Raw genomic sequence first — 20,490 nt, 5'->3', positions numbered from 1 at the left:
CCTCACGCCCAGAGCAGGGCGGTGGCCGCGAGGCCGGATATCGCGATCAGCAGGGCCGCAATCCCGACGGTGAGGAGGCGCGGCATCATCGGGATCTCGGAATGGGCGAGCCGTGCCCGGATCGCCCGGTCCCGCCACACGGCGCCGGCGAATGAGGCGAGCGCGCAGCCGATCAGCGTCAGCGACAATACCTTCAGCGGCCAGACCGCCAGCACCTCCCGCAGGAAGCGCTGCGCGGCGAGGCCGACGCCGAGGAACGCGAGCCCGGTGCGAAGCCACGCCACGAAGGTGCGTTCGGCCGCCAGAACCGTCCGATCCTCGGCGAGCCTCACCCGGGGATCGTCGGGGGGCACGGGTTTCGCGGGCTCGCTCATCCGGCATTCGCTGCCGCAATCAGGTGAAGCAGCGCGTCGGCGGCCCGGCTGCAGTAGCGCTCCTTGTGGCGCAGCACCCGGAACGGCCGGCTCGGTAAGTCGAACGCCGCCCGCACCAGGGTTCCGGCCCGAAGCGCGGCGGCGACCACGGTCTCGGACAACACGGCGGCCCCGCCTCCGGCCTCGACGGCGGCGCGCACCGCCTCGTTCGAGGGCAGTTCGAGCGTGACCCGGAGCCGGGCCACGGCCAGACCTGCCTCCGTGAGCACCGCCTCGAAGGCCGAGCGGGTTCCCGATCCCGCCTCGCGCAGCACCCAATCGACCCCGGCGAGATCGTCGGGTTCGAGGTCGGTCGCCCCGGCGAAGGCATGGCCAGGGGCGACCACGAGGACAAGCTGGTCCCGCGCGATGGTCGTGCTCGCGAGCGTCGGGTCGTCCAGCGCCCCCTCGACAAAGCCGAGTTCGGTTGTGCCCGCGCGCACCGCGTCGGCGGCGTCGGTGGTGTTGCCCACCGCCAACCGGATGGCGATCTCAGGGTAGGCCCGGCGGAAGGCGACGAGGTGGCGCGGCAGCCAGTCGCTGGCGATGGTCTGGCTGGCATAGAGGGCCAGCGTCCCGCGTCGCATGCCACTGAGGTCGGCGAGCACCAGTTCGGCGGCCTCGGCCCGGGCGAGCACGGCGCGGGCCTCGACGAGGAACACGCGTCCCGCCTCGGTCAGCTCGATCCCGCGGCCGACCCGGTGGAACAGCTTCGTCGCGTTTCGTCCCTCGATATTGGCGATCGCCGTGCTGACCGCCGACTGGACGAGGTTCAGCGCCTCGGCGGCTCGGGTCACGTGCTGCCGCTCGGCCACCGCCACGAAGATGCGGAGTTGGTCGAGGGTCATGGTTGCCGCGGCGGAACCGGCAATCCACGGATTTGCGCGTCAACCGCCTGCGCGACGTTCAACAGCCGCGCCTCGTCGGTGCGACCCGTGACGACGTAGGACATCCCGCCATCGACCCAGGAGAAGGCAGCGACATCGCCCTCGCGGGCGAAGCGGAACACCGTGCGGCCATCCGCATCGCCCACGCGGCTGTAGAGCGTCAGCCGGGTGCCGTGATCGTCATCGTACATCAGCATCGCGGCGGCTTCGGAACCCGCCGGCAGCAGCCGGCCGCCCATCAGGCGGAAGCCGTAGGCCGTGAGGTCGGGGGTGGTCACCGCCCGGCCGAGGCGCTTCGAGAGCCACGTCACGAGGTGGGGCTTCTCGTCGGCGCGCACCTCCACCGGATGCACCGCCTCGACCACGTAGGTGCGGAAGGCCGCCACTGCGTCGTCGGTCGCCGGCTCGGTTCGCGCGAGCGTGACCGTGGGTACCTGCCGCACGGCATGGCCGAACCAGCCGGCGGCACCGCCGACCGCGACGCAGAGCACGGCAGCCGCCGCGACCGGAAGCCAGCGCCCGGTTATCGGGCGATGTCGCGAGCGGATATTGGCCACCCGGAGCCGCGCCGGAATCGCCTCCTCGGCGATCGGCGCGAGGCGGGCACGCAAACGCTCGCGTAGGGCGCGATCCGCCGAGACCTCCGCCGCCCGCGCGGGGTTTCTCCTGAGCCATGCCTCGACCAGCGCCTGCCGCTCCGGTTCGAGACGACCGTCGATCAGGCCGTGCAGGTCGTCCTCGCCGACCGGGCGCGGATCCCCGCTCATTTCACCCTCCTCAAGAGGCCGGTCCGGCCCGTGTCCAGAAAACTTCGCATCCGCGTCCGCGCCCGGCTCAACCGCGACATCACCGTGCCGAGCGGCACTCCGAGCACTTGCGCGGCTTCGGCATAGGACAGATCCTCCACCGCGACGAGCAGCAGCACCGAGCGCTGCTCCTCGGGCAGGGCGTCGAGCCCGGCGAGCACGTCGCGTGCCCCCATAGCGGCCTCGGGGTCGGCACCCGGATCGGGCACCTGCTCCAAAGCCTCAGCGCCGACATCGATGCCGCGCCGGCCCCGGCGTCGAACAGTGCCGAGGAACAGGTTGCGCTCGATCGTGAACAGCCAGGCTCGCAGGTCGCCGTCGCGGCGACGTCCGGACCAGGCGGACAACGCCCGCTCCAAGGTGTCCTGGACGAGGTCATCCGCCGCCTCGCGGTCCCGCAACAGTGCGACTGCGTAGCGCCGCAACGCTGGGATCTGCGGTTCGATGAGGGCGGCGATCTCGTCCACGAGGCTTTACCGATCAGGGCTTGGCGATGTGCCATGCACCGTTGAGGAAACCGTCACCTGTGACGTCGCCGGGCTTCGTATCCTTGGCGAAGGTGTAGAGCGGCTTGCCCTTGTAGGCCCACTGCATCGTGCCGTCGTCCCGCGTCACCATCGTCCAGTCGCCACTAGCAGCCGAGCCGGAGGCGGCCATCAGTGCCGGCCAGTTGGCGGCGCAGGGGCCGTTGCACATCGACTTGCCGCCCATGTCCTTGTCGAAGGTGTAGAGGGTCATGCTCTTGGAATCGACGAGCGCCGGCCCCTTGGCAGTCTCGGCCGTCATCGCAGGCGCAGCGGCCTGGGCGGCGACGGCGGAGAAGGCGAAGGCCCAAAGGCGGCGCGGATCAGCATGGTGCGCATGAGTGAGGTCTCCTGGCCTGCCCCCGTTCGGTGGCCCATGTTCGAAGTTAGTGCATCGTCGGTCGCGTGACGATGGCAGGGCGAGCGGACGGCACTGATCCGCTCGGTTCGGTTGGCCAGATGAGGACCTCTGGCGCAGGCGGCTGGTAGCCGAGCGACGAGTGCGGCCGGATGCCGTTGTAGTGCTTCCGCCATTGCTCGATCACGACGCTGGCTTCCTTGAGGGTGTAGAACACCTCGCCGTTGAGGAGTTCGTCGCGCAGCTTCGCGTTGAAGCTCTCGCAGTAACCGTTCTCCCACGGACTGCCCGGCTCGATGTAGGCGGTCGTCGATCCCACCGCCGCGATCCAGTCCTGAACGGCCTTGGCGATGAACTCCGGCCCGTTGTCCGAGCGGATGTGCCTTGGCACTCCGCGCAGACTGAACAGGTCCGAGAGTACGTCGATCACGTCCAGCGCCTTGAGCTTGCGCGATACGCGGATGGCCAGGCACTCGCGGGTGAACTCATCGATGACGTTCAGCATCCGGTACTTGCGCCCGTTGTGCGTGCGGTGCTCGACGAAGTCGTACGACCAGACGTGATCGGGACGCTCGGGTCGTAAGCGAAGGCACGAGCCGTCGTTGAGCCAGAGGCGCGATCGCTTGGGCTGGCGAGCGGGAACCTTGAGCCCCTCACGGCGCCAGATGCGCTCGACCCGCTTCACGTTCACCGTCCAGCCGTCACGCCGGAGCAGGGCCGTGATCCGACGATAGCCGTAGCGTCCATACTGCAGAGCCAGGGCGACGATGGCGCCCGTCAAAGCGGCCTCGTCCTCGGCCAGGACAGCGACCTTGCGCTGGGTCGAACGATGTTGGCCCAGGACACGGCAAGCGAAGCGTTCGGACACGCCATGCTCGGCAACGACGAAGTCGACACAGGCCCGGCGGCGAGCCGGGCTCAGAAGTTTCCCGAGGCCGCCTCCTTCAGAATCAGCTTCTCCAAGGTCAGGTCGGAGATCGCTCGACGAAGGCGCTGGTTCTCTGTCTCCAGGGACTTCAGCCGCTTGACCTGGTCACCCTTCAGACCGCCGTACTCGGAACGCCAGCGATAATACGTGACTTCCGTCACCTCGATGGACCGGATTGCTTCGGCAACCTTACGGCCCTGCGAGACCAAGACATCAACCTGACGCAGCTTGGCAACAATCTCTTCAGCCGTTTGCTTCTTCCGTCCCATGACAACATCCTCCACATGGCTCAAAGCCATACCTCAGGGAGGACCACTTTTCAGGGGGCAGGCCACAGGGGCCGGCCCGTGCGGCGCGCACTCTTCCAAATCCTCTGGAAGACCTCGTCGAACCGGCGGCGGTTCGGCAACCCGGTGAGGGCGTCCGTGTACGATAGATGGGCGAGTTCGGTCTGCATCGCCGCCCGCCGGTTTAGCTCGCGCCCGAACAGCAGCGACAGGCCCATGGTCAGCCCGCACAGGGCCAGGACTATGGCGCCGATGACGAGGGCCTTGGCCCGCCACTGTGCCTCGATATCCCCCGTCGCCAGGGCGACGTTGAGCACGAGCGGCAAGTCGCCGACCTGGGTGAAGGCGTAGTGGCGCTCGACCCCGTCACGAACCGAGGTGCCGACGAACGCGCCGCTACGCGCAGCAAGGAAGCGCCGGAAGGTCGGGTCGTCGGCGATGTTCACGCCGATGTCGGTCGCCTCGAAGGGATAGCGCATGACGCGCGTCCCGTCGCGCAGGTAGAGGTTGATGGCGCCGTCGCGCCCGAGGCCGATCTGATCGAACAGGTGCGAGAAGTAGATGAGCTTCAGGCTACCGAACGCCACCCCACCGAACGACCCGTCGGGTTTGGAAATGCGCCGGCTGAACGGCAGCATGGGCTCCCCTGTCAGGCGCGAGATGATGGGCTTACCGACGAAGAGGCCAAGGTCGGCGTGTTCCAAATGAGTCCGAAAGTATTCTCGGTCTGCGAAGTTTTTCCTGCGCGGTGAGGCAGCGCTGATATCCTCAGTGACGTCGCCGCGCTCGTCCATAACAAGCATCGAGCCCATGTCCCGGGCGGTGGCGGCACGGTCGAACAGGACGAGATGGCGTATGGAAGAATCAAGAGTTCTGATGCCAGGCGCGTGGAGGTTCTCGACGGCGGCCCGTAGCGAGAGGTCGAACATTTCCATGTTGCGGGCAATATCGCGCTCGATGACCTGAAGCAGGTTCCGCGACGTCTGCTCGGCCTTGTCCCAGGCATCGCGACGCAGGTCGAGCAGCATGAGCCCGGAAATGATCAGCATCCCGAGAGGCGCCATAACGCCGAGCCCGATCCAGGTGCGGGCCGATTGAAATTGATGCGCTTTGCGCTGCGGTAAGACCACTGGTCGGGGTTCCAGGCTTCGTCGTTGCCCCTTTTTCTATGACAAAACCTAACAGCTTGCTCGACTGAGCCCTATAGGGCATCGCTGACGAGATCATACCTAACGCATTGTGTTTGAAAGAGGTCTTGCCTGGCCATCTTGTCATTGGAGACACGCCTGCTCAGGCTGGGCGCCGTACTCCTTTAGAGGGAGGCCAAAAGCGGTCAGCTAAATAATCGAAATGGGGGTATTTCCGCCTCCATCAAGCTGCCGCGAAGCAGAGCTTCCGAGGGTCTCCAAGGGGTCAAACCTACCGTCTCCGACTGCCTCGAAAACTCTGTTATCCCTGCCTATGGCCTCGGGGGATCCGAGCGGCATTTGCGCCTATGCTCGATACCTTTAGGCCATCGCTCGACCATACAACAAGGCCGAGAGCGTAACACTTTTACAACCTACCTTCAGAGGCATATGCTTTCAGCCGCAGATGAATGCAACCTCTCGGAGGTGAGCATGGACGATCCAACAAATGCCGCTTGTCTGGCGAAGCTGCCGGCAATGGCCGCCATCCTCGGCATTCCCGTCGAAAGCTTCTTCGTCGACAACGAAGCAGCCGAACGACTCGCTGGGGCAAGTGAGTGCGCGCAGCTGTGGGACCAGATCAAGACCGCCGACGGCCGCCGCCGCGCGTTAGTATACCTACGGGAAGTGGCGGACGAGCCCCACCCATGACGCGGAGATAGCTTGGGCTACCGCGCTTCCGGGTAGTCGCTCCCCTCGATCAGCCGGGCATACTCGGTTTCAGCCAGGCCGTAGCCGTCCCCTGCCAGATCGAGCAGGCGTTCGCGGTCGATAATCTGGACACTTCCCCGGCGCTTGGCGACGAGGCCGTCCTTCACCAACGCCCGCAATGCCATAGTCACGCCAAGCCGCTCCACACCCAGCATCAGCGACATGAACTCCTGTGTGACCGTGATCTCGTCGCTCTCGCTCCGATCATGGCACATCAGCAGCCAGCGGGCGAGGCGGGTTGGCGTACCACCCCGGGCGTTCGCGAACGCTGTCTGCGCGGCCTGGACTAATTGCGTCTGGACGTAGCGGTGGAGGAGGCGACGGAGAGCGGGGCGCCGCTCGGTTTCAGCACGCAGGTCGGGCACGTCAATCGCCAACGTGCGCCCATCCGCCTGTACGAAGTGGGTGTAAGGGCTGCGATCATCGTCGAGCAGGATTGGGGCAGCACCAACTAGGGCCTCGCGGCCGAGCAACCCGACCTCGACACGACCGCTGGGCGCGTCGGATGTGACGGAGACAATGCCAGCCTCCACGAAATAGACGGTCGCGATCCGCGTATTGGCGGAGATAAGCACCCGCCGGAGGGGGATCGCCTCAGGGCGCATCGCAGGTACCAGCGCGGCAAAGTCCTCTGATGGCAGCGCGCGCAGAAGGCGGTTCCGTACGTCAGAATGCTGGAGATTCGCCACGTGTACTCTCGAGCTGGGGGCAAGAGCACACGGTGTCCCTCAATCGTCAGCGCCCTGAAACGAGCCAACCACGAACGACAGTTGGTGTGAGAAAGAAAGAATCTCAATCACTCAGAATCAAAAACCGAAATTATTTGGGGTAATTTCTTAAATGAATGTCTTTTTTTTACTTATCATGCAGTGCACTCCTTATCGCGGCATGTCAGGCAATGCGCGTCAAATTACCGCTTTTCCGCCCGCAACATTTCGAGAGCGAACACGAACACTGCGTGGCGCTTATCCGGCGAGCTGATCGCCACCCAGGTCTGGATCAGCCGCGCAGCATCCTTCGGATAGCTCGCGCCGGACGGCTCGAAGAAACAGTCTAAAGGGCAGCCCAGCACCTGCGCGATCCGAGCAAGCGTCTCACAATCGGAGTCGTCTGGGGTTGGAGCCAGCCATTCAGGCGTCGGCATGTCCATGTCATCCCCTTTCGTTGATTATCAAGCATTCCTGATAAAAATTCAGCCTAGCACTACGAGGCAGGTTGTGAAATCGTAAATAATATACAATAATAATAACGGATACCATTTTTGTAAAATTTTTACTCTGAACCCTCCTGTGTAGGAAGGTAAATCTTGTGGGTCAGAAACCGGATTTGGAAAAAGTTGCCGACGTGGTTATGGCCGCTCATGCAGTTATCTAGGAGAACGGCACCCACGAGATGAGGATCATCATTCGAATGCTTCTGTTAATAGTCGGGAAGGAGATTGCTAAGCGCAGTAGAATTACTGGTGAGTTGCATAACATTCGCTGCGACGAAGCCAAGTAATTTCAGGGCCAATTTGAGGCGTAGAGATAAACCGATGACATCATTTTCGTACTAATTTGCAATGAAATGCGCATGGGTCACGCCGCAAAACTACGGCAGCCTGCGAGCGGACCTCTTGGTATTCGGCAACGGGTCGAGAGCGGATGTTCTACGGACCCATAGAGCCGATTACGCGAACATCCATGGACCACCCGACCCGGTCGTTGGCCTCCCGCCTCAACAGCCTGGAAGCGGACCTTCCGAGAGTCGGCAAGGGGTCGGGAGCGGGCACGTAGGCGATGTCCGCTTCCATCGATCACTGCCCAAAAGCAGACCGGCGGAAAACCACATACAGCAGTCCTACCGCTACCGACCCATCTACGTCGTAGGAGACTATATACGTCGTTCCCAATAGCAAACGTTTCTTCTGATGCTCCTCGATAAATGGCGAGGCTCATGAGAGAGGACCGGATTTGTACCCAGACACACGCGCTGAACACCGCCCTCTCTCGAAGTGCCAGTGATGGGTCGTGAGCCTGGAAACGATACTTGGACGTGGAGAGTCAGCACGACATCGTGGGGCTCTGCCCGGCATCAACTAAATTGTCATAATCGAGCATGAAGTAAGATCATGACATCATACGGTCGGTTACGACCTCGGCCAGGAACTTGCCATCCACCGAGGCGCTCAGCAGCGCACGATGACGGCACGCCGTGCCGTCCTGCGCGGTCAGCATGCGTACGGTGATGTCATCACCTACCTCGATGTTCGCGTAAAACACTGCCCGACGCTCTCGGGTCGCAAAAAGCCCCGACTGTTTACCGACGAGATACCACTCGGCTCGATCCACGGCCGCGATGAAGCTGCTGAAGTATAGGAGGCCGGCGCCGTTGAAGTCCAAGTGCGGGCATGTCTCGATTGCCATGGTGCCCACCTCGCGCTCGTCGACGAACGTGTCCTGGGCAGACGTCGCACGGCAACTGAAGGAGGGGTGCAAGGCCATGGTTTCTTGGGAAGGTTCAGCGCCTCCGGGCCCCTCGATCCTCACACGGGTGATGGAGCGGTTCACGCCTTCGGCCTGCCGCCTCACGAACACGGATGTCATCTCCACGTCCGCGATCAATCGGTCCCGGCACGCGGCGACGTGGCGACTGACGACCCGGGTCTCCGACAGGCTCGTAATCGTTGAGCGTACATCCAAGCTGTTATTTTCACGTACGCTGCCAAGGTCGCCGCCATGCAGCGAGATATTTCGGAACGCGGCGTAGATGGGCTGGCCGCCTTTGGAACCGAACCCGGCCGCCGCCCTGCCGTAGGCCTGGGCAATCAAATTCCAATGACGATGCCCCAACTCCTTCCAGAGCCAGTTTTCCGAAAGGCCGTTCGGGCAGAGATGCGGCATGCCCAAGGTGTAGCAGGACACGTCCGAGATGGGCGAGCCGACACCCCCCAACCGCATATGCAAGCTCATCGACCTTCTCCGGCATGGAGGGCGGGACAGGGTGGCGGTAGCTGTTGAGACTGGACCACCCGGCCCCTATCGAAGCGGGGTCCTTGGGAAGGATTTTGCTTCGATTGCGGTTGCGTTCCCGTCGCCTTACGGGGGAGGCAATCAGGGTAGCGAATTCAGGGATCAATACTTGCGGACGAGACTGACGGGCATCGGCTCGGCAGCCTTCGGCGCGCTGTAGAGCGGGGCGATGAGACGGATGAAGCCGTCGGTCGATTCGGTGCCGCGGGTCCGGACCGCAACGTCGCGGGCGACCATCAGCTGCGCAGTGACGGGCCCGAAATCATAGCCGATGAGGCCACCGACCGCGAAGCGTCCGGCGCGGGTGTAGCCCTGCGCGGAGGCAAGCGCGAAGTCGCGACTGCCGAGGGGCAGGTCCGTCACCCCGTAGGCGACCGCGCCGATCTCGAACTTTCCGAACTTCTTGGTCGCCGTAAGATCGAGCAGGAGGGCGTCGGCGAGGTAGAGCGGACCAATTGCCCGACCGGCGGCCCCCTCGAACCGACCGGGGGAGTCGTAGAGGTTGTGCGTGAGGTTGGCGGTGAGGTTCCAGCCGTCGCCAGTGTAGCTGGCCGCGAAACCTTGGCGGTAGGTGTTCGAGCTGAATTGCGGCAGACCGCGGCCGCCATCGAGATCGTTGAGGTGAACGGCAGCAAGGTAGCTGACGCCGAAGTTGTTTCCCAGATCCCAGGCGAAGATCGATCCGACCAGGGTCCCGACGTTGACCGAGAAGTCGCGGTTCGGCACGCCGGCCGGATTGTTCGGGAACCCGAAGACGGTGGGCTGGGCGAGCAGCGGCTGGACGTTGGCACCGAACAGCTTGAAGCCGGTCGACCAGACCAGGACCGGCACGTTGATCGCGGTATCGGTCGAGAGCCGGGTGTCGTTCCGGCGGTAGATGAAGGTATCGATGGCGTAGATGCCCTCGGGGAGCGGCGCACCGACGGCGAGGCCGACCTGCTCGCCCGGGATGGTGGTGGCCTGTGCGAACGAGGCGGTCGCGCTCATTGTGATTGCGGCGAACGCCCCAGCCGCGGTCGCGAACTTCTTCAACATCATCAATCCCCTTTTCAGATGCGCATCAGGCAGCCGCAAGCGTTCACCGGGAAACATCGGCATCGGCGGCGCAACGGCGATTTTTTCGAATGTTTATTTTGATTGACTGGATCTACAAACAATTTATATGCATATCCAACAATGCTTATATTCTACGTCTAAAGTATTTTGAGTCTACCGAATTTTGCTTCGCCAATGCTTGGCGTTATGTCTTGTTGCATGAACGGCACAGGCGCTACGGCGTCTGAACGGTCCCATGGGCTTTGGGGGCGAAAGAACTCGGAGAGGTTTTCGCGGAGGTGCCGCTCGGGCCATCCAGGCGACCGTGAAGGCCGGCCTCAGACCGCGAACTTCAAGGCGAACCGCTCGGTGCCGAGGCGCTGCTGGATCGCCTGGACGACATGTTCGGCATCGCGGCCGACCGCTCCGAAACGCCCGGAGCCCCAGGTGTTCAGCCAAGGCAGTCCGATGAAGTAGATGCCCTCCTCGTTCGTGACGCCGCGCCTGTGCTTCGGGCTGCCCGAGCCATTGAAGACCGAGGCGTCGAGCCAGCGGAAGTCCGGCGAGAAGCCGATGCACCAGACCACCGACGTGATGCCGGAGCCGTCGAGGGCGAGGCTGGTGACCGGCTCACCCGGCTCCCAGACCGGCACGTAGTGCGCCTGCTCCGGGGCCTCGATGCCCTTCTCGGTGATGTACTTGTCGATGGCCGCGTTGATGCCGTTGTAGGTCCGGTCGGCGCCGTCGAGCGAGCGCTTGAGGTCGTCTCGGAAACGCAGGCTGCCGTCCCGGTAGTCCTCCATCAGACCATAGAGCTTCATGCCCTCGGTGGCGAAGCGGCGCAGGTCGATGTCGCGCCCGCCGTCACGGCCGGTGACGTAGTGGTTGGTGTTGTCGCGGACGCCGTCTCGGAGCGGATGGTTGTCGACGGTCATCTCGTAGTAGCCCATGTCGGCGAGCCAGGTGACGACGTCGCGACCGCGGTAGAACCGCGCGCAGCGGGGGGCGTCGCCGACGGCGAGGTGCACCTTGCGCCCGGCGAGGTGCAGGTCCTCGGCGATCTGCGAACCGGACTGGCCTGAACCGACGACGAGCACCTCGCCCTCGGGCAGTTGGGCCGCGTTGCGGTACTGGTTCGAGTGGATCTGCGTGACCGACCCCGGTAGCTTCTCGGCCATGCGCGGGATGATCGGCGTGTGGTAGCCGCCCGAGGCGACAACGATCTCGTCGGCGGTGTAGTCGCCCTCCGAGGTCTGGACCGAGAAGATGCCGTCTTCCCGCCGTTCGACGCGTGCGACCGAGACGCCCTCGCGGATCGGCGGGTTCACCTTGGCGACGAAGGCCTTGAGATACGCGACGATCTCGTCCTTCCGCATGAACCCGTCCGGCTCCGGCCCATCGTAAGGATGGCCCGGGAGGTCGCACTGCCAGTTCGGCGTGACGAGGCAGAACGTATCCCAGCGCTGCGTCGACCAGGTGTGAGCGGCGGTGTTCTTCTCGAAGACGAGGTGCTCGATGCCGCGCTGCTTGAGGTGATAGCTGACCGAGAGGCCGGCCTGGCCGCCGCCGACGACGACAACGGGAACGTGACGGGGGGTGGACGTCATGGCTCTCGCTCCGTGAGTTCGCAGGAAGGGGGGGCGGTTCAGGGCTCGAAGGTCTCGACCGTGACCCGACCATCGAAAGGTTGAAGCTTCGCGGCGGCCTCGATCCGGGCGAGTTGGTCCAGGGCGGACGAGCAGGCGAAGCCGTACTTCTCGCGCACGCGCTCGCTAGCGATGTTGAGGGCGGTGCGGGTCTTCTCGACGAAGTCGTCGACGGCGTAGCTCTCGCCCGGCGTGAGGAAGTCCTTCACGACGAGGGAGGGCGAGTAGCAGGCCTCGCGCCGACCGTCGGGCCAGAGGACGTGGAAGTGCATCTCAGGCATGGGTTGGCTCCTGTCGCATGCGGGCGCAGCCCGCGTAGGCATCGAGGTGACGCTCGGCGCAGGCCCGCCACGAATGGGCGGCGGCGCATGCGAAGCCCGTCTCCCTCAGTCGGTCGCGCGTCTCCGGCACCAGGGCGGTTGCCATGGCGCGGGCGATGTCGTCGGGGTCGCCTGGATCGACGAAGAGGGCGTCGCCGGGCGCGAGGTATTCGGTGAAGGGCGGTCGGTGCGAGACGATGACCGGGGTGCCGCAGGCCATCGCCTCCAGCACGCACAGGCCGAACCCTTCCTTCAGCGAAGGAAACGCCAGCACGTCGGCGATACGGTAGAGGGCCGGCATATCGGCCTGCGGGATCGGACCTGTCCCGATGACGGGACCGCTTGCCCCAGCCGCGAGGCCGTGGACGGTCAGGGCCGCATGGCATCGCGCGCGGTAGGCGGCGTGGTCGAGAAGCGAGGCTCCGCCGGCGATGACGAGCTGGGCACCGGGATGGCGCTCGCGCAGTCGCCCGAACGCCTCGACGATGCCGAGGGTGTTCTTGCGCGCCTCGAAGCCGCCGACGGCGAGGACGATGGGACCGTCGCCCAACCCCCAGCGCTGCCGAACCACGGAATCCTGCAGGTCCGGCGTGGGTCGGTAGGCTGCCATGTCGACGCCGTTGCCGACGACCTCCGGCGTTGCACCGAAGTCCGAACGGACGCGCTCGGTCCAGCCATGGCTGACGCAGAGGATGCGCCGAGCCTCCTGGATCGAGCGGTCCTGCCAATCGGCAAGTTGCGGTTCGGCGAAGGTATCCAGGTGATGGACGGTGCGAACGAACCCTGGAATCAGACGCCGGTGCTTCAGGGTCGCGAGCGCGTTGCCGCCAATGCCGTCGTGGGCGTGGAAGACATCGAAGTCGCAGGCCGCCGGCGATCCGAAGTGGATCAGGTAGTCGTTAATGCGCGTCCGCACGAGGTCGACCGTGTTGCCGGCAACGGGGCGGGCGGCGACGGAGACCGTGGGGCAGGCCGCATCGCGAAAGAAGCCGCGGCCCGACGGGTCGGGGGCATGGACTACGGCCTCGTGCCCGAGCCCGTACAGGGCTTCGGCCAGGGCGAGGCAATGCGCGACGCCTCCACGCGGATTGGTGGAGTGGGTCAGGAGGGCGATGCGCAGACCGGTCATGATTCGGGCCCCGCATCACCCTGGCCGCAGCCGATCAGCGGGCCGGCCACAAAGTCCCAGACCACGGCCTCCTCGCCTGTGGCATCCCGGATGCGGGCGACCCGGCTCGCATCGATGCCTCCAATCCTGGCGGCCGAAATGCCTCGCTCGGCGAAGCGCGCGAGGACGGCCGGGGTGTCTCCGGAGCGGACGCTCAGGAGATAGCCGAAGCTCGGGAAGGCGTTGAGCCAGCGTGCGAGGGGAACGCCGTCGGGCCGCGGGATCGCGTCGAGGTCGATGACGGCGCCGACGTTCGAGCATTCGAGCAGCATCAGCGCGGTGCCGACGACTCCCGCCATGCTGATGTCCTTGGCGGCGCGGCAGAGACCGTCCTCGGCGAGCCTCGGCAGCAAGGCGAGGTCGCCCCGCAGGCGGTCGCCCGGCGAGCCGGTCGAGGCGTCCCAGTACGGGTGCGGATCGCGGAAACGCCCGCGCAGGTCGATGGCGGCGATGAGGTCGTCCCCGGGCGCGGCCTCGAAGCTCGTGAGCAGGCGCGGACCTGCCCGGCCAAGCACCGCGACGGCGAGGTTCCCGGTCTCCGAGCGCGTGTTCGTATGGCCGCCGACGACCGGTACGCCGTAAAGCGCGGCCGCATCGGACAAGCCGGCGAGGATCGGGTCTGCCGCCGCCGCGTCCCGGCTCCACAGGGCGTCGACGACTGCGAGCGGGCGCCCGCCCATGGCCGCCACGTCGCTGAGGTTGACCATGATCCCGCAATAGCCGGCGAAGTACGGATCTGCGGTGACGAAGCTGTCGATGAAGCCCTCGATGGCCAGCAGCAGGTGGCCGTCGCCATCGGGAATGGCGGCGCAATCGTCTCCCACCGGCACCGCGGCGTGGCGGTCGCCCAGTCCCAGGCGCGTGACGACGGCATCGATGTCGCGCTTGTGCGCGACGCCGCGCGCATCCCGGATCTGGGCCGCCAGGGTCTGGAGGTCGACGGCCGCGTTCATCACGCCGCCCTGCGGAACGTGACGAGCCCGTGCTCGGGGTCGTGCATCGGCGGGTAGGCGGCGAGGTCGGCCTGCATCAGGTGGTGGAGGCGGCCATGGAGTTCGATCGCATCGAGGCTCGCCCAGTGCAGGGCCTGGAACAGCGGGACGTTCCGGTCCTGCACGTGCGCCAGGAACCGGGTGCAGCCCCGGGCGTGGGCCGAGGCGACCGCGACCTGGATGAGACCAGCCCCGAGCGCCGCCGTGCCGCGGAAGGTTTTGGCGACGGCGAGGCGCGAGCCCCACCACTCGCCAGAACGTTCCGCCACCTCATGGATGCGCACGGTACCGACGACCGCGTCGGCATCCCCAGCCAGCGTGGAGAGGGCGCAGATCGGGATCGCGTGCGCGTCGATGGCATCGCGGTCGTCGTCCGCGAAGATGCCCTGTTCGGTGCAGAACACCTGCCGGCGCAGGGCGGCGCAGGCGCGCCGCTCCCAGTGGGAGGTAGCGAACTTCACCCGGAAATGGCTCGGGCGATAGGGCGCGACAGGTTCGAAGATCATGCCGCCACCCCCGTGCGCTCGTAGGTGGAGAGGGCCGAACAGGCGCCGCAGCGGCCACAGCCGGCCTTGATGTCGGTCGAGCGAAGGTTCGCCCGTTCCAGCATCTCGGACAGGGGCTGCAGGATCGCGTGCATGAAGTCCGGCGTCGGTGCCGGGTAGCTTTCCAGCGGCGTGCCCGAGATCGGCACGAAGGGCACCACGAAGGGGTAGACGCCCATCCCGACCAACCGCTCGGCCATGGCGAGGATCGCTTCAGGCGCGTCGCCAAGACCAGCCAGGATGTAGGTCGAGACTTGGCCGCGTCCGAAAACAGGGACCGCCGCCGCGAAGGCGTCGTAGTAGCGCTCCAGCGGCACGCTGGCCTTGCCGGGCATGATCCGGGCTCGGACCTCTGGAGTGACGGCCTCTAGGTGCATGCCGAGGGCGTCGACGCCCGACGCCTTCATGCGCTCGAACCAGCGGTCGTCGTCCGGCGGCTCGCACTGCGCCTGGATGGGCAAGTCCACCGCCGCCTTCACCGCGAAGGCGCTCTCGCACAGGATCGCGGCGCCCCGGTCGGTGGCGTTCGGCGTGCCCGTGGTCATCACCATGTGCTTGACGCCGTCGAGGAGGACGGCGGCGCGGGCGACCTCGGCGAGTTGCTCGGGCGTTTTGCGGGCGACGGTGCGGCCGGCCGACAGCGACTGGCCGATGGAGCAGAACTGGCAGGTCTTCGTGCGGCTGGCGTAGCGGATGCAGGTCTGCAGCACTGTTGTCGCGAGCACGTCGCGTCCGTGCAGCATCGCGATCTTCGAGTAGGGAACACCGTCGAAGGTCGAGAGGGCGTAGAAGCGCGGCTTGCCCGGGAAGGTCACCCGGCCGATCACCGCGCCGTCGTGCTCGATGACCGAGACCCCGTCGAGGTCCGGTCGGCGTACCAGGAAGGGGGAATCGAACGCAGTCTCGGTGTGGACCGGCACCATCACGGTGCGACCCGCGATGGTCATCGCCTTGTGGTCGGAGGGGCCGGCACCGCCGCGCCGGCTCGGCGCCCCGGCCCGGGTGTCGGCGAGCCTAACGCCGTAGGATTGCAGCGCGTTGATCAGGCGTTCCGTCGGCATCCCCACCAGGCCCGGCGGACGCGGGGGAAGGCTCGTCGGAAGCGGGGAATTGCCCATGGTCGAGGCTCCGGGATTGAGGTTGCGAACGGGTCGGCTGGTGCACGAACGAGGCCGGACGGTCGTCGTGGAGAAGGCTGAGGAGCTCGGGACGGGCGTAATGGCCGACCGAGTCCATCATCCGCTTGCGCTTGTTCACCAGCGCGAGGTCCATGTCGGCGATGAGGATGCCCTCGCCAGGACCGAGCGGATCGGCGAGGTGACGGCCCTCGGGCGAGACGATGGCGGTGCAGTTGCCGCCCCGGCAGGCCCCGCGCAGGCGCTCGTCGGGGCAGACCTGCGCTACCTGTTCGTCGGTGAGCCAGCCCGTGGCGTTGACGACGAAGCAGGCCGCCTCCAGGGCGTGATGGCGGATCGTCACCTCCATCTGATCGGCGAAGATCTGGCCAACCAAGGAGCCCGGGAACTGGGCGGCGTGGATCTCCTCGTGTCGCGCCATCAGGGCGTACCGGGCGAGCGGGTTGTAGTGCTCCCAGCAAGCCAACGCCCCGACGCGGCCCACCGCCGTGTCGACCACCGTAAGGCCGGCCCCGTCGCCCTGACCCCAGACCATGCGCTCGTGATAGGTCGGCGTGATCTTGCGGCGCTTGAGCTTCAGGGTGCCGTCGGCATCGAAGATGAGTTGCGCGTTGTAGAGCGAGCCGTGATCGCGCTCGTTGATGCCGAGCACGATCACCGCGCCGTGCCGGCGCGCGGCGGCGGAGACCGCTTGGGTGACGGGTCCGGGCACCGTCACAGCGCGCTCGTAGAGGCGCAGGTGTTCCGTGCCCTGAAGGGCCGGCGGCAGCACGAACGAGAAGTAGGGATAGTAGGGCACGAAGGTCTCGGGGAAGACCATGAAGCGCGCGCCCTTGGCGGCCCCCTCGTCGATGGCGTTCAGCACGCGCTCTAGGGTGCCGTCCGGCCGGTCGAGGTCGGGCGCGATCTGGACGGCGGCGGCCCGCACGATCCGGTTCTCAGGCATGGATGATCCTCCGGCTGTGACGGCGGCCGCGTCGCGCGCGGCCGCCGGGGGCGACGTCCCGGTCGATGGGCCGAGCGCCCGTTCAGACGGTCCAGGTGTCGATGATCACCGCGTTGTCGCGCTTGTGCAGGAGCATGCAGTCGAGGACGTCGAGGGGGTTGATCATGCGAATGCCCTCGATGAAGGCGGCCTCGCCGTGGCCGTAGAGGGCCTGGGTCGAGAACCGGCAGGCGTAGACCTTGCCACCCTCGGCCATGAACTTCTCAAGCTGGTTGTTGAAGTTCATGTGGCCCGGGAAGGCCTCGTCGCCGAGGCGCGGGAAGCCGCGCTGGACACCGAGGGTGATGCCGGGACCGTAGAGAAGGATCGAGGTCTCGAAGCCCTTGCGCTGCAGGCGGGTGGCCTGAAGCAGGTTCACGAGACCGATGGAGCCCTCGAAGGCGACGGTATGGAAGGTGACCAGCGCCTTTTGGCCCGGCTCCGCCTTCACATCCTCGAAGACCTTCTCTTCGTAGTCGACCAGGAAGTCGCCCTTCTTGTGGGGTTCGCGATTCACTGCGGGCATGGATCTCACTCCGTGATGGGTTGGACCGGGTCAGCCGAAGCATCGGGGGGTCACATCCCACCATGGCAAACGACGTGCCACCGCGGGCCCAACAAGGAAACAATCAATGCGCCCATGTTGAATGCATTCAATTATACCATCAATTGATATCCAAGTCTGAACTGGAAACGTAATCCTATCCTGGCGAAGTAAGCGTCAGGTGCGTAATTACGCATCACCCGAAGCCCAGTTCGATATCATGATTTGATGGCATTGTATGTATCTGATTTGAGGTTCGGCAAACGCCGTGATACGGTACGGCGCTTGCTTGCCATACAATCAGGTATTGATCGTATGTTGATGGTGTGCTCGGGGAACGGATGACTTCAGCAGTGCGGGACGGGCGGCCGACGCCCACGGATGTTGTGAGCGGGATGTGGAAGCCTGACCTGAAGCGCTGGGGGAAGCCGCACTACCTCGCCATCGTCGAGGCGTTGGCGGACGACATCCGGACCGGACGCCTGACGGTCGGCACCCGGCTTCCGACCCAACGCGCCCTCGCCGAGGCCCTCGACCTCAACTTCACGACCGTCTCGCGCGGCTATGTCGAGGCCCACAAGCGCGGCCTGATCGAAGGACGCGTAGGCCAGGGCACCTTCGTGATCGATCCCGTGCGCCCGGGCCGGGCCACACCTTCGAATGACGGCTCGCGTATCGGGCCGGTCGACTTCACGATGAACCTTCCACCTGAGCCCGACGCGCCGGCTTTGCAGGCGCGGATGCAGGCCTCGTTCGCCGAGTTGTCCGGCGACCTCCCTAACCTGCTGCGCTACCAGGGTTTCGGCGGTACGGACGAGGACAAGGAAGCGGCCCTGCGCTGGCTGAAGGGCCGGGGCATCGTCATGCCGCGGGAGCGGTTGCTCATATGCCCCGGGGCCCACAGCGCCCTGTTCAGCGTGCTGGGCCAAATCGCCCGCCCCGGTGACGCCATCTGCGCCGAACGCATCACCTATCCGGGCATCCGGTCGCTGGCGGCGCATCTGGGCCTGCGCCTCGTCGACTTGCCCATGGACCGGTACGGCGTCGACCCCGACGGGTTCGCGGCCGTCTGCACCAAGGTCGCGCCGAAGGCGATCTACCTTAACCCGCTCCTGCAGAACCCGACCACCACGACCCTGTCCCGGACGCGGCGCGAGGCCATCATCGCGGTCGCCCGCCGATACGCCGTCGCCATCATCGAGGATGATGCCTACGCGCGCATCTGCCCGGCGCCGCCGCCGAGCTTCGCCGAGCTCGCCCCCGAGATCACCTACTATGTGGCCGGCCTGGCCAAATGCCTCGGCGCCGGGTTGCGACTTGCCTTCCTGGTCGCCCCGAGTGCCCGTTCCGCCCTTCCGCTCGCCGGCGCCCTGCGGGCCGCCACCGTCATGGCCTCGCCGATCTCGACAGCGCTGGCGACGCGCTGGATCGTGGACGGGACGGCGGATGCCATCGTGCAGTTCGTGCGCGAGGAATCGGCTGCGCGCCAGCGCATCGCGACCGCGTTGCTTCCCGGTGGCACCTACACCGCGGACCCGCACGGCTTCCACGTCTGGATCACGCTGCCGGAGGGCTGGACCCGCTCGGCCTTCGCCAGCCAGGGGCGTTCCGCCGGGCTCGGCGTCGTCGCCAGCGACCCGTTCTGCGTCGCCGGCACGCCGCCCGAGGCGGTGCGCCTCTGCCTCGGCGGCCCCTCCACCCGGCAGCAGATCACCCAGGGCCTGGAAGTGCTCGCCCACGCGCTGGAAGGCTCGCCGGCCCTCGCGTCGTCCTACATCTGAGTGAGCACTCCGCTCGTGCGCATGGGCCGACCGTTCGGTCGAGCGGGAGTACGTCCCTGCATCTGCCCGACCAGCCCTCACGGCCGATTTCCCCGTGTAGAGGGAAGGGACGACATGACGTCCGGCCGTACCGACCATGGCGCCAGCTCGATTCCCCTCGGTGAAGTAGCCCGCCCTAAGCGCAGCCCGGAGATCCCAGGCCACGGCTCCGAGGGTCTGGAACCTCGGCTACCCTGAAAGCCCTTGCGAACCCTTGATATAGATCCTCTGCGTACTCAGTTCGTTTCGCCGACAGACTACGCAGTTTCGGTCAAACAGCTTTCCCTGGGTGCGGCACGAGCGTCCGCTTCCGTGAAGTAGCCTCCTAAAAGCGGACTGGCAGAGAACCACCCGACCCAGCCATTGTGCGGACGGACGGGTCCCGACCCAATCCAGCCACCCAAACCGCCATCGGCGCTTCTCGAAAGCCGCCGTTCGTCAGCACTCCAGCAATTTCGGCTCTGCGCCAGAAGTGAATTCGAGGTATTTGCCCGAAATTAGACTAAGCGTCGAACAATCGGCTGAACGCCGGACCGATTGGCATCATTCGAACCTTTCGTCTCGTTCTCGATCCCTCGCCGTCTCCCATTCCCGCTCTCTCGTAACCTCTTGCGCGAGTTGGGCCTTCGCGTCGATTGCGATAGGCATGAGGCTCGCCGAGACATCCGTCTCTAAGCTGTCGAGTAGACGAGTGTTCGCCTCCATCACCGCGGCGCGCGAGCCACTCCAGCTAGTGGGCCGGAACCGCTTGACGAACACCGCCAGCACGCTCCGGGGGTCCGGCGCATAGGCGAGGAGAGCCTTTGCCTGCTCCGACCAGACCTTGGGCCCACTCTCTTCGGGGCGATGCGCGAACGTGACGAACGAGGCCGCGAGGGGATAGCGTCTCTCGCGGTCTTGGTCGCACCACGCGATGAGGTCCTCGCACGAAATTCCGTCCGCCGGGTTTGACCGGTGATCGAACACGCCAATACCTGCCCGCTGCTGCTGGTCATCTCCCTCAAACAGAGCATCCAGAACGGCTTTTGGCTGGACAGCTAGCAGGGCTGGCCTGCCCCCTGAAAAGTGGTCCTCCCTGAGGTATGGCTTTGAGCCATGTGGAGGATGTTGTCATGGGACGGAAGAAGCATACGGCTGAAGAGATTGTTGCCAAGCTGCGTCAGGTTGATGTCTTGGTCTCGCAGGGC

20 protein-coding genes and 2 pseudogenes are annotated in these 20,490 nt (G+C 65.6%); 2 read left to right on the top strand and 20 right to left on the bottom strand.

Annotated elements, in window-relative coordinates:
• Positions 1 to 2 precede the first annotated feature (2 nt).
• From MKK49_RS21295 to MKK49_RS21265, 7 genes and pseudogenes are all read right to left on the bottom strand, one after another.
• Positions 3 to 374 carry a YidH family protein gene (locus MKK49_RS21295; protein ID WP_244031885.1) on the bottom strand — a complete coding sequence of 124 codons (372 nt, stop codon included), beginning with the start codon at positions 372 to 374 and terminating at the stop codon, positions 3 to 5.
• Entirely contained in the window at positions 371 to 1,261 is an 891-nt protein-coding gene (locus MKK49_RS21290; protein ID WP_244031884.1) for a LysR family transcriptional regulator, read from the bottom strand. Before MKK49_RS21290 ends, MKK49_RS21295 begins: the two co-directional genes overlap by 4 nt.
• Positions 1,258 to 2,067: an anti-sigma factor family protein gene (locus tag MKK49_RS21285; protein WP_244031883.1), complete on the bottom strand. Its 810-nt coding sequence runs from the start codon at positions 2,065 to 2,067 to the stop codon at positions 1,258 to 1,260. The genes MKK49_RS21290 and MKK49_RS21285 overlap by 4 nt, the downstream gene beginning before the upstream one ends.
• A complete protein-coding gene (locus MKK49_RS21280; protein WP_244031881.1) occupies positions 2,064 to 2,573 on the bottom strand; it encodes an RNA polymerase sigma factor in 510 nt (169 codons plus the stop codon). The genes MKK49_RS21285 and MKK49_RS21280 overlap by 4 nt, the downstream gene beginning before the upstream one ends.
• 13 nt (positions 2,574 to 2,586) lie before the next feature.
• Positions 2,587 to 2,969: pseudogene (locus MKK49_RS21275) on the bottom strand (hypothetical protein).
• 47 nt (positions 2,970 to 3,016) lie between these two features.
• Positions 3,017 to 4,185 (bottom strand): IS3 family transposase gene (locus tag MKK49_RS21270; protein ID WP_244031880.1). Its coding sequence is split into 2 segments (ribosomal slippage): positions 3,017 to 3,921 and positions 3,921 to 4,185, totalling 1,170 coding nucleotides; the frame shifts between segments, so codons are not numbered across the junction.
• 65 nt (positions 4,186 to 4,250) lie between these two features.
• Positions 4,251 to 5,333 (bottom strand): annotated as a pseudogene (locus MKK49_RS21265) (GGDEF domain-containing protein); the annotation flags it as partial.
• Between the two features lie 489 nt (positions 5,334 to 5,822).
• Here MKK49_RS21265 and MKK49_RS21260 point away from each other — a divergent pair.
• Positions 5,823 to 6,041: a hypothetical protein gene (locus tag MKK49_RS21260; RefSeq protein ID WP_244031879.1), complete on the top strand. Its 219-nt coding sequence runs from the start codon at positions 5,823 to 5,825 to the stop codon at positions 6,039 to 6,041.
• A gap of 17 nt (positions 6,042 to 6,058) precedes the next feature.
• On the opposite strand, the gene MKK49_RS21255 is transcribed toward MKK49_RS21260, so the two are convergent.
• The 12 genes from MKK49_RS21255 to MKK49_RS21200 form a co-directional block, all read right to left on the bottom strand.
• The gene (locus tag MKK49_RS21255; protein WP_244031878.1) at positions 6,059 to 6,790 is read right to left on the bottom strand and encodes a Crp/Fnr family transcriptional regulator; all 732 of its coding nucleotides are present in this window, start codon (positions 6,788 to 6,790) and stop codon (positions 6,059 to 6,061) included.
• A 221-nt stretch (positions 6,791 to 7,011) separates the two neighbouring features.
• Positions 7,012 to 7,251, bottom strand: coding sequence for a hypothetical protein (locus MKK49_RS21250; protein WP_244031877.1), 240 nt, complete (start codon positions 7,249 to 7,251; stop codon positions 7,012 to 7,014).
• 958 nt (positions 7,252 to 8,209) lie between these two features.
• Positions 8,210 to 9,052: a Pnap_2097 family protein gene (locus MKK49_RS21245; protein WP_244031876.1), complete on the bottom strand. Its 843-nt coding sequence runs from the start codon at positions 9,050 to 9,052 to the stop codon at positions 8,210 to 8,212.
• Between the two features lie 162 nt (positions 9,053 to 9,214).
• On the bottom strand, positions 9,215 to 10,147 hold the full coding sequence (locus MKK49_RS21240; protein ID WP_409565116.1) for a transporter: 933 nt from the start codon (positions 10,145 to 10,147) through the stop codon (positions 9,215 to 9,217).
• Positions 10,148 to 10,485: 338 nt separating this feature from the next.
• On the bottom strand, positions 10,486 to 11,754 hold the full coding sequence (locus tag MKK49_RS21235; protein WP_244031874.1) for an MSMEG_0569 family flavin-dependent oxidoreductase: 1,269 nt from the start codon (positions 11,752 to 11,754) through the stop codon (positions 10,486 to 10,488).
• Between the two features lie 38 nt (positions 11,755 to 11,792).
• The gene (locus MKK49_RS21230; protein WP_244031872.1) at positions 11,793 to 12,074 is read right to left on the bottom strand and encodes an MSMEG_0570 family nitrogen starvation response protein; all 282 of its coding nucleotides are present in this window, start codon (positions 12,072 to 12,074) and stop codon (positions 11,793 to 11,795) included.
• Positions 12,067 to 13,242 carry an MSMEG_0565 family glycosyltransferase gene (locus tag MKK49_RS21225; protein ID WP_244031871.1) on the bottom strand — a complete coding sequence of 392 codons (1,176 nt, stop codon included), beginning with the start codon at positions 13,240 to 13,242 and terminating at the stop codon, positions 12,067 to 12,069. Before MKK49_RS21225 ends, MKK49_RS21230 begins: the two co-directional genes overlap by 8 nt.
• Positions 13,239 to 14,234 carry a sll0787 family AIR synthase-like protein gene (locus tag MKK49_RS21220; RefSeq protein ID WP_244031870.1) on the bottom strand — a complete coding sequence of 332 codons (996 nt, stop codon included), beginning with the start codon at positions 14,232 to 14,234 and terminating at the stop codon, positions 13,239 to 13,241. The genes MKK49_RS21225 and MKK49_RS21220 overlap by 4 nt, the downstream gene beginning before the upstream one ends.
• Positions 14,234 to 14,779 (bottom strand): MSMEG_0567/Sll0786 family nitrogen starvation N-acetyltransferase, encoded by a 546-nt coding sequence (locus MKK49_RS21215; RefSeq protein WP_244031869.1) that lies wholly within the window; start codon positions 14,777 to 14,779, stop codon positions 14,234 to 14,236. Before MKK49_RS21215 ends, MKK49_RS21220 begins: the two co-directional genes overlap by 1 nt.
• Positions 14,776 to 15,879 (bottom strand): MSMEG_0568 family radical SAM protein, encoded by a 1,104-nt coding sequence (locus tag MKK49_RS21210; RefSeq protein ID WP_244031868.1) that lies wholly within the window; start codon positions 15,877 to 15,879, stop codon positions 14,776 to 14,778. Before MKK49_RS21210 ends, MKK49_RS21215 begins: the two co-directional genes overlap by 4 nt.
• Positions 15,833 to 16,900: a Nit6803 family nitrilase gene (locus MKK49_RS21205; protein ID WP_244031867.1), complete on the bottom strand. Its 1,068-nt coding sequence runs from the start codon at positions 16,898 to 16,900 to the stop codon at positions 15,833 to 15,835. The genes MKK49_RS21210 and MKK49_RS21205 overlap by 47 nt, the downstream gene beginning before the upstream one ends.
• 82 nt (positions 16,901 to 16,982) lie before the next feature.
• On the bottom strand, positions 16,983 to 17,465 hold the full coding sequence (locus tag MKK49_RS21200) for an MSMEG_0572/Sll0783 family nitrogen starvation response protein (RefSeq protein WP_244031866.1): 483 nt from the start codon (positions 17,463 to 17,465) through the stop codon (positions 16,983 to 16,985).
• A gap of 359 nt (positions 17,466 to 17,824) precedes the next feature.
• Between MKK49_RS21200 and MKK49_RS21195 the strand changes: the two genes are divergently transcribed.
• The gene (locus MKK49_RS21195) at positions 17,825 to 19,264 is read left to right on the top strand and encodes a PLP-dependent aminotransferase family protein (protein ID WP_409565115.1); all 1,440 of its coding nucleotides are present in this window, start codon (positions 17,825 to 17,827) and stop codon (positions 19,262 to 19,264) included.
• A 582-nt stretch (positions 19,265 to 19,846) separates the two neighbouring features.
• Here the strand turns inward: MKK49_RS21195 and MKK49_RS21190 are convergent.
• Positions 19,847 to 20,269: a hypothetical protein gene (locus tag MKK49_RS21190; RefSeq protein ID WP_244031864.1), complete on the bottom strand. Its 423-nt coding sequence runs from the start codon at positions 20,267 to 20,269 to the stop codon at positions 19,847 to 19,849.
• Positions 20,270 to 20,490: the final 221 nt, after the last annotated feature.

Source organism: Methylobacterium sp. J-090, from assembly GCF_022829345.1.
GTDB lineage: Bacteria > Pseudomonadota > Alphaproteobacteria > Rhizobiales > Beijerinckiaceae > Methylobacterium.
Note: the sequence above shows the minus strand (reverse complement) of the source record. Positions and strands in the feature narration are given on the sequence as shown.